This window comes from Pseudomonas sp. Y5-11 (assembly GCF_022368695.1).
In the GTDB taxonomy this organism is placed as follows: Bacteria; Pseudomonadota; Gammaproteobacteria; order Pseudomonadales; family Pseudomonadaceae; genus Aquipseudomonas; species Aquipseudomonas parakoreensis.
Window position 1 is genome coordinate 4327023 of sequence record NZ_CP058974.1, and the last position, 12619, is coordinate 4339641.

14 protein-coding genes are annotated in these 12619 nt (G+C 61.4%); 3 read left to right on the forward strand and 11 right to left on the reverse strand.

Annotation, left to right across the window (positions count from 1 at the left end; all coding sequences use genetic code 11):
• Positions 1 to 62: 62 nt before the first annotated feature.
• The 11 genes from HXW87_RS18960 to HXW87_RS19010 form a co-directional block, all read right to left on the reverse strand.
• Positions 63 to 341 carry a DUF971 domain-containing protein gene (locus HXW87_RS18960; RefSeq protein WP_047293983.1) on the reverse strand — a complete coding sequence of 93 codons (279 nt, stop codon included), beginning with the start codon at positions 339 to 341 and terminating at the stop codon, positions 63 to 65.
• Entirely contained in the window at positions 338 to 1300 is a 963-nt protein-coding gene (locus HXW87_RS18965; RefSeq protein WP_239777421.1) for a HEAT repeat domain-containing protein, read from the reverse strand. The genes HXW87_RS18960 and HXW87_RS18965 overlap by 4 nt, the downstream gene beginning before the upstream one ends.
• Positions 1297 to 2145, reverse strand: a complete 849-nt coding sequence (locus HXW87_RS18970; RefSeq protein WP_239777422.1) for an ABC transporter ATP-binding protein — start codon at positions 2143 to 2145, stop codon at positions 1297 to 1299. The genes HXW87_RS18965 and HXW87_RS18970 overlap by 4 nt, the downstream gene beginning before the upstream one ends.
• The gene (locus HXW87_RS18975) at positions 2145 to 2927 is read right to left on the reverse strand and encodes an ABC transporter permease (protein WP_239777424.1); all 783 of its coding nucleotides are present in this window, start codon (positions 2925 to 2927) and stop codon (positions 2145 to 2147) included. The genes HXW87_RS18970 and HXW87_RS18975 overlap by 1 nt, the downstream gene beginning before the upstream one ends.
• A 132-nt stretch (positions 2928 to 3059) precedes the next feature.
• Positions 3060 to 4463, reverse strand: coding sequence for an ABC transporter substrate-binding protein (locus HXW87_RS18980; protein WP_239777436.1), 1404 nt, complete (start codon positions 4461 to 4463; stop codon positions 3060 to 3062).
• A 232-nt stretch (positions 4464 to 4695) separates the two neighbouring features.
• A complete protein-coding gene (locus HXW87_RS18985; protein WP_042559450.1) occupies positions 4696 to 4941 on the reverse strand; it encodes a ferredoxin family protein in 246 nt (81 codons plus the stop codon).
• Between the two features lie 25 nt (positions 4942 to 4966).
• On the reverse strand, positions 4967 to 6697 hold the full coding sequence (locus HXW87_RS18990) for a fumarate reductase/succinate dehydrogenase flavoprotein subunit (protein WP_239777437.1): 1731 nt from the start codon (positions 6695 to 6697) through the stop codon (positions 4967 to 4969).
• On the reverse strand, positions 6694 to 7446 hold the full coding sequence (locus tag HXW87_RS18995) for a GntR family transcriptional regulator (protein ID WP_041062347.1): 753 nt from the start codon (positions 7444 to 7446) through the stop codon (positions 6694 to 6696). The genes HXW87_RS18990 and HXW87_RS18995 overlap by 4 nt, the downstream gene beginning before the upstream one ends.
• A gap of 186 nt (positions 7447 to 7632) precedes the next feature.
• Positions 7633 to 8598 carry a Gfo/Idh/MocA family oxidoreductase gene (locus tag HXW87_RS19000; RefSeq protein ID WP_239777439.1) on the reverse strand — a complete coding sequence of 322 codons (966 nt, stop codon included), beginning with the start codon at positions 8596 to 8598 and terminating at the stop codon, positions 7633 to 7635.
• A 27-nt stretch (positions 8599 to 8625) separates the two neighbouring features.
• Complete coding sequence (locus HXW87_RS19005) at positions 8626 to 9513, reverse strand: Dyp-type peroxidase (RefSeq protein ID WP_047293972.1); 888 nt, start codon at positions 9511 to 9513, stop codon at positions 8626 to 8628.
• 141 nt (positions 9514 to 9654) lie between these two features.
• Positions 9655 to 10695 carry an AraC family transcriptional regulator gene (locus HXW87_RS19010; protein WP_239777441.1) on the reverse strand — a complete coding sequence of 347 codons (1041 nt, stop codon included), beginning with the start codon at positions 10693 to 10695 and terminating at the stop codon, positions 9655 to 9657.
• A 210-nt stretch (positions 10696 to 10905) separates the two neighbouring features.
• Between HXW87_RS19010 and HXW87_RS19015 the strand changes: the two genes are divergently transcribed.
• The 3 genes from HXW87_RS19015 (at position 10906) to HXW87_RS19025 (ending at position 12577) form a co-directional block, all read left to right on the forward strand.
• Complete coding sequence (locus HXW87_RS19015) at positions 10906 to 11853, forward strand: transporter (protein ID WP_095666762.1); 948 nt, start codon at positions 10906 to 10908, stop codon at positions 11851 to 11853.
• Positions 11854 to 12126: 273 nt separating this feature from the next.
• Complete coding sequence (locus HXW87_RS19020) at positions 12127 to 12318, forward strand: hypothetical protein (RefSeq protein WP_003225628.1); 192 nt, start codon at positions 12127 to 12129, stop codon at positions 12316 to 12318.
• On the forward strand, positions 12308 to 12577 hold the full coding sequence (locus HXW87_RS19025; RefSeq protein ID WP_045122487.1) for a type II toxin-antitoxin system RelE/ParE family toxin: 270 nt from the start codon (positions 12308 to 12310) through the stop codon (positions 12575 to 12577). Before HXW87_RS19020 ends, HXW87_RS19025 begins: the two co-directional genes overlap by 11 nt.
• Positions 12578 to 12619 lie beyond the last annotated feature (42 nt).

Genomic DNA, 12619 nt, shown 5'->3' on the forward strand with positions numbered 1-12619 from the left:
TAGATGCCTGATATGCCGGCCTCATCGCTGGCAAGCCAGCTCCCACAGGGAAAGCAGTGTTCTCAAGAACTGAGTTGTGCCAAATAGTCCCACGGGTAAATCCCGCGTTGATGGCCGTCACTGAACACCAGTTGCACACCATAGCCCTGCGGGTTGATTTCGATCAGGCGAACACGCTCATCGACCCGCGGAGTCACACCTTTCAGGCGAAACGCGCGGCACTGCGAGCACGGGCACTGGCGACGCAGTTCGGCGTGGTTGAACAGCGATTCACGGCCGTCCGGCCAGCTCAGGCACAGTGTCCGTTCGCTTTGCGAGTTACTCACCGACAGCGGATTCATTGCAGCTGACTCAAGGCAATCCGCACCGCTTTGCGCACTTCCGGGTCACCGTCATCCTGCGCCGCCTGCAACGCCGCCACCGCGCCGCGATCATTCAACTCACCGAGGGCCAGCGCGGCCTCCTTGCGCAGGTTGCTGATGCGATGACCGAGGGTTTCGATCAGGGCGTCCAGCGCTGCAGCGAAGCGCAAACGCCCGAGGCTGCGGGTGGCGCGCAGGCGCACCTGCCAGTAGTCATCGCCAAGGGCTGCGATCAATGCCGGGCCGGCGTCGCTGTGGCCGACTTTACCCAGGGTTGTTGCCGCCTCTTCGCGCACTTGCCAGGCGTGATCGTGCAAGGCCTGACGCAGCGCCGGCAATACCTCGGCGCCAGATGCCAGACCGAGAGCCCCGGTGGCGGCGCGGCGCACTTCGGTGTCCGGGTCGGCGCTGGCCAGTCGCGCCAATGCCGGCAGTGCGTCGAGCTGCTTGAGCCAGCCGAGCACGCCGATGGCTTCGCGGCGCACGCTGGCGTCGGCATCATCAAGTGCCGCGACAGCAGCAGGCGCTGCAGCGGCGAAACGCAGTTCGCGCAAGGCACGGAACGCGGCGATCCGCACACTGACTTGCGCATGATCGGTCCACGGCAGAATCACCCGGCCGGCGGCTTCAGATTTAAGCAGACTCAGACTTTGTGCGGCGGCGGCCTGCACGGCTGGAGACGGATCGGTCAGCGCCTGGCACAGCGCAGCCACCACCGGTTCGTCTTCCCACGCTTCCAGCAGCCGCGCGGCTTCGGCGCGGACGTCTTCAGCCGGATCATCGGTCAGCCTTTCGACCAGCCACAGCAGGCCGTCCGGTTCTTCCAGGTCTGCCAGCTCGATCAGGGCAATGCGCCGCACACCGGCATCGTCAGCGGTCAGACGCGGTTGCAGGGCGAGGATGTCATCGTTATCGGTCACAGCAAAAAATGAGGTCATAGGGCAAATCGCGGCAAGGGGTTTTCGGGCGGCAGGCCGAGCGGGTTGAGGCGCGGCAGCGGTCGGGAGTTGTCGTGGCGCAGCAGGTCGAGGCAATGGCGCTTGAGGCGGGAGAATTCGGCGCTGGTCACCAGCTCAGTGGTACGCGGACGCGGGAAGTCCAGGCGCAGGTCTTCGATGATTCGCCCCGGACGTGCGCTCATCACCAACAGTCGATCGGCGAGGAACAACGCCTCGTCGATGTCGTGGGTGACGAACACCACGGTGGTGCGAATCCGCGTCCAGATGTCCAGCAACAGCTCCTGCATGTTCAGGCGGGTCAAGGCATCCAGCGCGCCGAACGGCTCGTCCATCAGCAACAGCCGTGGACGGTTGACCAGCACCCGGGCGATTTCCACCCGTTGCTGCATACCGCCGGACAGCTGATCCGGCCAGCTTTCGGCAAAGCCTTCAAGGCCCACCAGTTGGAGGATTTCATCGGCTGCGCGAAGGCGTTCGGTTTTGCCGAGGCCGCGCATTTTCAGGCCGAAAGCCACGTTGTCGCGTACCGTGCGCCACGGAAACAGCGTGTGATGCTGGAACACCATACCGCGCTGCGGCGACGGCCCAGACACCTCGCTGCCATCGACTTTAAGGCCGCCAGAGTGGGCGTGCAGGTGCCCGGCCAGTGCACCGAGCAAGGTGGATTTGCCGCAACCGGACGGGCCGAGAATGCACACGAACTGGCCCGGTTCGATCTGGCAGTCCAGACCTTGCACGGCTTCGAAAGCTCGTTGGCCTTCGCCGAGCACGATCGACAACTGGCGAATATCAATCCGCCCTTCCGGGGTTTGCATCGCGCTCATCAGGCTTTTCCTCGTGGTCGGTGCCAGGGCGTGAACAGCCCGCCCAGGCGTTTGATCAACAGGCTGCTGCCCATGCCCAGCACACCGATCAGCAGCATGCCGACGACGATGTCGGCGTAGTTCTGGATGGTGTAGGACTCCCAGGTGTAGTAACCGATACCGAACTGGCCGGAGATCATTTCTGCCGTCACCAGACAGAACCACGAGGTGCCCATGCCGATGGCCAGGCCGGTGATGATGCTCGGTGCGGCGCCAGGCAAGACCACTTCCAGCAGCATCGCCCGACGCCCTGCCCCGAGGCTTTTTGCCGAAGCGATCAACCGCCGGTCGACGCCTTCGACACCGTGCACGGTGTTAAGCAGGATCGGGAACAGCGCGCCGGTGAAAGTGATGAACACCATCGACAGCTCCGACGACGGGAACATCAGGATCGCCAACGGAATCCACGCCACCGCCGGGATCGGCCGCAGCACTTCCAGTGGTGGCAGCAGCAAGTCTTCAGCCCATTTCGAGCGGCCGATGGCCAGACCCAGAGCGATGCCGATGAAAAGTGCCGCGAGGTAACCGGCGAACACGCGGCTGAGACTGGCGCTCAGGTGCTGCAGCAGCTTGCCGGAATCGCCCAGGCCCAACGCCGCTTCGATCACCGCCGATGGGGTGGGCACGTTGGCGAAAGTGACCAGACCGAGATTCAAGTGGTGGCTGGCGGCGAGTTGCCAGAACAACAGGCAGAGCAGCAACGACGCCGTTCTTGGAATCCAGCGTAAATAGGATCGGTACACAATTCTTCCTCTCAACCGAGATCCCCTGTAGGAGCTGCCGAAGGCTGCGATCTTTTGATCTTGCTTTTTAAAATCAAAGTCAAAAGATCGCAGCCTTCGGCAGCTCCTACAGTGACCGAGGTGTTCTGCGGGTTAGCGGGCAGCTACGGCCTGGGTTGTGGCATCGGTAAAGTCGAAAACCTTGCCGCCCTGCGCCGCCGCATAGTGCTGCGCCTGGCCCTTGAGCAGGAACGCACTCAACCGCCCCTTGGCATCGCTGGCAAACCACGCCTGATCGGCGAGCAACTTGATCCCGCTGTCACTGGCCTGGGCATACACCGCGCGGATGTTTTTGCCTTCCTGCTTCAACGCGGCCAGCGCAGTGAAAGCGGATTCGGCGGAGGCGTACTGGCGTACTTTGTCTTCGCCGCGCACCCAGATTTCGGCGACGTGGCTAAAGTCCGTGATGGTTTTGCCAGTCGCCGCATCCACGGCTTTCAACGGCGTTTGCGCGTAGTTGGCGAGTTGCGCGCTGTAGTCCAGGTTCGACGCCTTGAAGGCAGCGCGGATGTACTGATCGTCGATGAAGGTGTTGAGGTCGAGGCCGCGATCGGCTTTCTTCAGCAGCTTCAGGGTGTCGATCGCCGTCCCCACGGCCTGGCGGTATTCCGGCTTCCAGCTCAGGTCGCGGGTCTGCACGCCCAGCGGGCCGTGGAACAGGTAGTTGACCTCGGCATCGACGCCGGTGACCTTGGCGATCAGCTCGCTGTACTTCTCAGGCTCAGCAGCCAGCAACTGGTTGGCCTCGATGCTTGCGCGCAGGTAGGCGATGACGATTTCCGGGTACTGTTTCGCATAGGCCTGATCGACCAGTGCGCCGTGAAAAGTCGGCGCACTGGCCTGGGCGCCGTCGTAGATCTTGCGGGCGAAACCACGGCTGGGGAACAGTTCGGCGAACGGCACGAAGTCGGCGTGGGCGTCGATCTTGCCGGCCTGCAACGCGGAGCCGGCGACTTCCGGTGGCTGGGCGATGATGTTCACGTCCTTGAGCGGGTCCCAGCCCTGCTCCGCCACCGCGCGCAGCAACATGCCGTGGGCGGTTGAAGCAAAGGGCACCGAAATGGTCTTGCCCTTGAGCTCGCTCAGCGCCTGCACCCCGGACGCGCTCGGCACCACGATGCCGTTGCCGCTGCCCTTGATGCTGCCCGACAGCACGCTGATGAACAGGCTGTGCTTGCCGGCGGTTTCGAACGCCACCCCGTTGAATGCGCCGGGGAAATCGGCCATGGCGCCGAAATCGAGTTTGCCGGCGACCATCTCGTTGGTCAGCGGCGCGCCGCTGGTGAAGTTTTTCCACTGCACATCGTACTTCGCGTCTTTGTAGGCGCCGTCGTGCGGCAGGTATTTGTCGAGCAGGCCGAGCTCACGAATCAACAGACCACCGGCGGCGCAGTTGATGGTGGTGTCCTGGGTGCCGATGGCAATGCGGATGGTTTCGGCCGAGGCCGACAGGGTGAATGAAGCCAGTACCAGACCGGCGAGTGCTGCACGCAACATGGTGTGTTTCCCCTCGAATCATTGTTGGATGTTCGTCTCCGCCGCGATCAGGGCGCGGTGGGAAACGAGGGGGTTTCGGTTTTTCCAGCGTCCGGGTGTTCCGGATGGCTTATGGCTTGCCACAAATCCCCTGTAGGAGCTGCCGAAGGCTGCGATCTTTTGATCTTGTTTTTTTAAATCAAAATCCAGATCAAAAGATCGCAGCCTTCGGCAGCTCCTACAGGGGGCGGGGTCAGCGCAGTAAATAGGGGATGTCGACCTTTACGGCACCGGTCGGGCAATCCTTTTCACAGGGCATGCAGTACCAGCATTCATCGAACGCCATGTAGGCCTTTTGTGTGGCCGGGTTGATCGCCAGCAGGTCCATCGGACAGACGTCGACGCACACGGTGCAGCCCTTGTCGGCGATGCATTTGTCCTCGTCCACGGTGACCGGGGCGTTGGAGCGGAAGAAGATTTCCTGGGCTTGATAGGCCATGGTTCGGACTCTCTCTGGTGATGCATCAAGCGGCAAAAGCGCCCACTCGCAAGCGGTCGTAAGCCTGCATGTCTTCGGCATCGAGCGCGATGATGTAAGGCTCGACGGGTTTCTTGAAACTGGTCATCCGGCCGTCGTCACCCTTCTTCAGGTGGCAGTGGCAGAACCATTCGCTGTCGTTGCGCTGCGGATGATCGACGCGGTAGTGGTACAGGCCCCAGCGACTCTCGGCGCGGAACAGCGAGGCGCGCGCGGCCATTTCGGCGCAGTCGCGGATCACGCTGGTTTCCATGGCGCGCATCAATTCGTGGGCGTTGTTGGCCTTCATCTGCCCAAGGTCGCGTTCGATGTCGCTGAAGCGCTGCAAGCCGATCTGCATTTTTTTGGTCACTTTCGGCGGTTGCAGGTAGTCGTTGACGAAGCGTCGCAGCTTGTACTCGACCTGCGCCGGAGGCAGACCGTGTTCACGATCCAGCGGCGCGTAGACCCGCGCTTTCTCTGTTTCGATCTGCACGGCGTCCAGCGTCGAGAACTCGCGCCCGACGACAAAATCCGCCGCGTTCTGCCCGGCGAACCAGCCGTAAGTGAACGCGCCGAGCATGTAGTTATGCGGCACGGCGGCCATGTCACCGGCCGAGTACAAACCTTTGACCGAGGTCTCGGCGCGCTCGTTGACCCACACCCCGGACGCCGAATGGCCGCTGCAAAAGCCGATCTCGGAGATGTGCATCTCGACCATCTGCGTGCGGTAATCGGTGCCGCGATTGGCGTGAAACTGGCCGCGACTCGGGCGTTCGTTGCTGTGCAGGATCTCTTCGATGTTCTGGATGGTTTCCTCGGCCAGGTGATCGAGTTTGAGAAACACCGGGCCGTTGCCGCTTTCCAGTTCCTGGTGGAACTCCCACATCATCTGCCCGCTCCAGTAGTCGCACTCGATGAAGCGTTCGCCCTTGTTGTTGGCGGTATAGCCGCCGAGCGGGCCGGTGACGTAGGCGCAGGCCGGGCCGTTGTAATCCTTGATCAACGGGTTGATCTGGAAGCACTCGAGGTTCGCGAGTTCGGCTCCGGCGTGATAGGCCATGGCGTAGCCGTCGCCGGCATTGGTCGGGTTTTCATAGGTGCCCATCAGGTAACCGGAGGACGGCAGCCCCAGGCGACCGGCCGCGCCGCAGGCGAGGATCACCGCTTTGGCCTTGATCACATGGAAGTCGGCGTTGCGGCAGTCGAAACCCATCACGCCATTGACCGTGCCCTCCTCGTCGGTCAGCAAACGGGTGCAAACGAGGCGATTGGTGATGCTCACCCGCGCCCGTTTCAACTGGCGGTAAAGGACTTTTTTGATGTCGTGCCCTTCCGGCATCGGCAGCACGTAGGCGCCCATGTGGTGGACTTTTTTCACCGCGTAATCGCCGGTCTCGTCCTTCTCGAACTTCACCCCCCAGCGATCCAGCTGTTCGATGGTTTCAAAACTGTGAGTGGCGTAGGCGTACACCGCGGCCTGATTGACGATGCCGTCGTTGGCGATGGTGATTTCCTTGGTGTACTGCTCCGGCGTCGAGTGCCCGGGGATGATCGCGTTGTTCAGGCCGTCCATGCCCATGCTGATCGCGCCGCTGCGCTTGACGTTGGCCTTGTCCACCAGCAACACGCGCAAATCACGGTTCTTTTCTTTGGCCTTGATCGCCGCCATCGGCCCGGCAGTGCCGCCGCCGATCACGACGATGTCGTATTCCTGCTCCAACGTGTTGCGCGTCATGCCTGCTCCCCTTTTTGCCGGTCGATCCGCAGGCGGTACTGGAACGCATCGCCACGGTAGTAAAGGTGTTCGAAGTCCAGCGGCTGGCCGTCGGCGTCGTGGGTCAGGCGCTCAATGCGCATGATCGGCGAGCCGGCTTCGACGTTCAGCGCCTGGGTCAAATCGCTGTCGGCCAGTACCGCGTCGATCGCCAGATCCGCGTGGCCGAGGGCAATGCCGCAGTCGTTTTCCAGAATCAGGAAAATGTCGCGCGTCACCAGATCCGCCTTCTCCAGGCGCTCGCCGATGGCTTTGGGCAGGTAGGTGATTTCCAGCGAAATCGGTTCACGGTTGATCAGGCGGACGCGTTTGATCTGCGCCACAGTCTCGCCTTCCGCGACCTGCAGGCGCTCGGCCACACGTTTGTCGGCAGGAATGAATTTGAAGCTGCGCAGGCGGTTGATCACCTCGTAACCGCGCCCGGTCATGGACTCGGCGAGGCCTTGCAGGCTGCTGACGTTCTGGAAGGTTTTCGGCTTGGCGACGAACGTGCCTTTGCCGTGGATCTTGAAGATCAGCCCTTCTTTCTGCAGATCGCCCAGTGCCTGACGCACGGTGATGCGGCTGACTTTGAACAGCGCGCCGAGCTCGCTTTCGGAAGGCATTTGGCTGTCTTGCGGGTATTCGCCGTCAAGAATGCGGGCGCGCAGCACGTCGCGCAGTTGCGTGTGCAGCGGGACACTTGCCAGGGACAGTACGTTATCGGTCATCACGGAATCACTTGTCATAACGAGTTATGACGTGATCTTAGAGACGTTATGACAAGCTTGAGAAATATTGTTTGGGCATAACCTTAGACGCGCTGTTGAAAAGCAAAGATCGCAGCCTTCGGCAGCTCCTACAGTTTGAAAATGCGATCCCCTGTAGGAGCTGCCGAAGGCTGCGATCTTTTGACTTTAGCGTTTGAGGATCTGATCCATCACCCAGTCGGTCTTGACGGCTTGCTCGGCGACGGCCGGATGCTGCGAATCCCCCCGAATATGCGCATTCATGCCCAGCACGTGGTGCCACTGAATGTGCTCGTGATGCGCGATCTCCAGGCTGATCTGCTCATCGGCGAACAGCTGCACCGGATGTTCGTCAAACACGGAGAACGCGATGCGCCCCTGACTGCCGATCATCTCCACGCGGTCCTCGCGCCGATCCGCGACAAAACTCCAACAGCCCATGCCCAGTGCTCCGGAGGCGAAGCGCCAACTGGCACTGACCGCGTCTTCCGCCGCATACAACCCGGCTTGCCGGGCGGTGAAACCGGCGACTTCAACGATGTCGCCGAGCAGGTACTGAAACAGGTCAAAACCATGGCTGGCCAGATCGGCAAAGTAGCCGCCACCGGCGACGCTCGGGTCGGTTCGCCAATTGGCGCTGCCGTCCAGATCCGCTGCCGAGGGGGCTTTGGTCAGCGTCCAGCTCAGGTGTCGTACCTCACCGATGCGGCCCTGCGCCAGCCATTGCCGCACTTGAGCAAAACGCGGCAACGACCGGCGGTAGTAGGAAACGAAAAGGTGCAGACCGGCGTCGGCAAACGCCTGCTGCATCTCGCGGCTTTGCCCGGCGTTGAGCGCCATCGGTTTTTCGACGCAGCAATGCTTGCCGGCGGCAGCGACTTTCAGGCTGTAGGCGTGGTGGCTGTCGGGTGGCGTGGCGATGTACACCGCGTCCACCTCGGGGTCGTTGATCAGCGCATCGACATCGGTGTAGATCCGGGCGATGCCATGGCGCGCCGCGTAATCGCTCACCGCTTCGAGGCGCCGGCCCATCACCGCCACCAGCGCTGAACCCGGGGCCTTGTAGAAGGCCGGCCCGCTCTTGCGCTCGGCGACGCTGCCGCAGCCGATCATGCCCCAACGCACCACGTCCATGGTCAAACCCTCCGTGCTTGCAAAACCTCAGCCCAGGTGCAGCGCGCGCAGATCGAGGTGGCCGTCCTTGATGGGCGGGCACCAGTAATAGCCGCCGGTAATCGGTCGGCTGATGCGGTACAGACCATCAGCGATACCGTCTTCCAGACCGCTCATGCGCCGCAGTTGCGCCTCGAAGGCGTCCAGCGAGAACCCGAAGGCGAGGAACATCAGACCGGCCCGGTCACCTTCAATCCATGGCATCGAACGGCGCACGACGAAGGCTTCGGGGGCGAAGCTTTCCTGGGCGGTGCGTTTGACGTGGGCAGAGACTGGCGCATCGTCGATCTCTTCGTTGTCGCTCAGGCGTCGGCCCATGATGTTGTCTTTGTCTTCGCCGGACAATTGATGAAAACCCTTGAGGTCGTGCTGCCACTGCTGGATCGCGGCGAAGCTGCCGCCGACCAGACCTTCTGCGCCCTCGCCCAACAAGGCTGCAGCGATGGCGGCTTCGTCGTGCGGGTTTTCGGTGCCGTCTTCGTAGCCGGTCAGGTCATGGCCGTCCTTGTGGCGGAAGGCTTCCTGCCTGTCGACCAGGCGCAGCGCCGGGGCCAGTGCGGCCTCGACGGCGTTGCAGCGGTTGAGCAGTTCGCCACGGTCGTCACCATGCAGCCAGACCCACAGCGCGTGCTGGGTAGAGGGGTTTTCCACGCCGACGCCGGTCATGGCCGGGAAGCTGCGCAGTCCATCAATCTGTACGTTCAGCGCCTTGGTCAGGGATTCACCGAAACCGACCACCGCCGACTTGCCGTCCACCAGGCTCAGCAGGTTGTCGATCGCCTGCGGCAGTGCTTCAACCGACGCCAGAGCGAAAAACAGGTGACGCGCTTGTGCAGGAACGGGGGTGGCGAGAATGCCCGGCTGGTAGTAACTCATGTGAACTCCTTGGGAAAGTGCGCGGGAGTTTACCTGTAGCCGGAGATTTTGTGGGGGCTCTGACAGTCAAAAGATCGCAGCCTTCGGCAGCTCCTACACCGATCCCTGTAGGAGCTGCCGAAGGCTGCGATCTTTTGATCTTCAGGGAGTTACGATGCTCTCCTGGCGCCACGCACTCGGGCTCATCCCGGTCCAGCGCTTGAACGCCCGGCGAAAACTGCGCACGTCGCTGTAGCCGACTTCTTCGGTGATGCGTTCAATCGGCATGTCCGGATTGGCCAGCAGACTCAGGGTCCGCGCCTGCCGCACCTGTTCCAGCAGCGCTTCGAAGGTCAGTGCGTGCTCGGTGAGGCGCCGGCGCAAAGTGCGGCTGCTCATGTTCAGGTCGCCGGCGATTTTTTCGATATGGCTGCCCCGGCTCAGGTCCCGGGCAATCGCCCGTTCCACCGCCTGAATCAAATCGAGTTTCTGGTGCACCTGCGCCGCTTCCAGCTCCAGCAAGGCAACCGCCTGGCGCAGCGCCAGCGAATGATGATTGGGCAAGTTGACGTCCAGCCACTGAACATCGATCAGCATGCGATTGTGCAGACAACCGAAACGCACATCGGGCCCGAGCAAGCGGTGGTATTCGCTCAGGTAATCCGGCGCGGCGTGCACAAACTCCACGGCAATCGGCTTGAATTCACTGCCGGCCAAGGCCCGGCCATACACCAGCAGGCTGGCAAAGAATTCTTCGACGGCGAACACCTGAACCTCGGCGAACGGCAAGCGGCACTCGGCGTCGAGGTGCACCTGATCACCCGCCACATCGACGCTGGACACCACGATTCCGCCGGAGGTGTGCTGATGGCGGATGCCGAGGGCAAAGGCATCGCGCAAGGTCTTGCACAGCGACAGCACGTGCCCGAGCAGCCCCAGCGTACCCAGCACATTCTGCGCGCCGACCCACAACCCCAAACCCTGATTGGGCAACACTTTGAGCGCGCGCTGAATCATTGCCACAGCCTGGCGATAGGAAATCCGTTGCGCCGGATCCTGCAGATCATCGAGGGTGAAGCCCAGGCCACGGCACAGGCTTTGGGGGTCGATGCCTTTGTTGTGCACGACTTCGGCGAGGGTTTGCAGGAGAAACGGCGAGACCAGCGCCAATTCAAAAGTGGGGTCTTGGACTTTTACGTTCATGGGGACTGACATTCCGGATCACGCTTGATTGTTATTTTTGTTACCGGTTATGTCGAAGGAAGTTAGCACAGGGTTGGCCGACTGTCCGCAGAAGTCCCCCTAACTGTCCGCCAATACCCTGCCCCGTCGGGCCTCTAGCGCTTATTTCTATGGTGCCGGACGTTTCGCGTACCGGCGCCACGTCCCACCACAATAATAATGAGGACAGCCATGAGCCCGAACCGCGCCACTTTTCCCTTGCGTCTGGCACTGACTTTGCTCGGTTGCACCGCGTCCTTGTCGGCCTTGGCCACCGAAGCCGGCGTCGACAACATCGGCCCCGGCACCGACGGGTTCTTCATGCTGCCGCTGGAAGTCGACAGCCTTCCGGAGAACATGGTCGCGTTCAACCTTTACTACAACCATTACAAGTCGACCAAGCTCAACATCAGCTCGTTGGGCGGCAAGGTGCCGAATGTCGACATCGAATCCACGGCGGTCATTCCGCGCATCGATTACCTGAGCCCGGTACGCGTGTTCGGTGGACGCCTGGCCGGCTACATCGCCCAGCCCTGGTTGAAGCAGGAAGTGTCGGTATTCGGTCTCAGCGATACTCGCGAAGGCATGGGCGACACCACGATTGCACCGATCATCCTGTGGGACATGGGCAAGCACCTGACCCTCGGCGCCGCCCTGGAAATCACGGTGCCCACCGGTGAATACAGCGTCGATCGGCTGGCCAATACCAGCAACAATTTCTACACCTACAAGCCGCTGTTCTCGTTCACCTGGCTGCCGACCGACAAGACCGAGGTTTCACTCAAGACCACCTACAGCTTCAACGAAAAGAACAAGGACACCGACTACAAGTCCGGACAGATTTTCCACTTCGATTATTCGGCCAGTTACAAGATCACCGACGATGTGATGCTCGGTATCAACGGCTATTACCTCAAGCAGACCACCGACGACAAACAGTACGGCCACACCGTGCAATTCGCCGGGCAGGATGTGGACGATGGCGTGCGCGGCCAGGTCTTCGCGATTGGCCCGGCGTTGCACTTCACCTTCCTCAAATACGCCAGCGCGGAGATTCGCTGGGCCAAGGAGTTTGACGTGGAGAACCGGCCGGAAGGCGACATGCTCTGGGCCAAGGTCAGCATCCCCTACGCCTTCTGACCTCGACCTGTAGGAGCTGCCGCAGGCTGCGATCTTTTGGCTTTGGTTTTTACAAGCCAGATCAAAAGATCGCAGCCTGCGGCAGCTCCTACACAGACGGCGGTGTTGTGGAGGAATCCGATGACAACGTGCGTCGATTTTCCCTTATGGGCAAGGGAAACGTCTGACATCTTTCCCGCCAGCGCTTCGGGATACTGCGCACTTCGTCTTGCCAGTGACGACAGCGAGCCACATCCCCCCTTAGACTGCTTCACATTGATCATGGAGGTCACTATGAGCGCCGAACTTTCCCTTATCGTTTCAGACTTCGAAACCCCAGAGCAGGCCGCCAGCTACGATCGCTGGTTCCGGGCACAGGTACAGGCCTCGATGGATGATCCGCGGCCCAACATCCCCCACGAGCAGGTGATGGCCGAAATGCGCGCCCTCATCGAATCGAAACTCAACAAAAACAGTGCGGGTTGACTGGCGACCTGAAGCTCGCACTCAACTCTGGCAAACCCTGAACTACATCGCTGACCGTAACGCCGTGGCGGCCAGTCAACTGAACGCCGCCATCGAAGCGGCTACCTCCGCCCTCCCACTTCACCCCTACCTTTATCGCTTCGGCAAGGTCGCCGGTACACGGGAAATCGTTGTCCATCCCAACTATGTCGTGGTTTATCGGGTGACCGACCGGATCGAGATTCTCAACCTTTTGCACGCTCGACAGGCGTATCCCTAAGCCTTCCGCTCCACACAAAAAAAGGGCGACCCACCGGCCGCC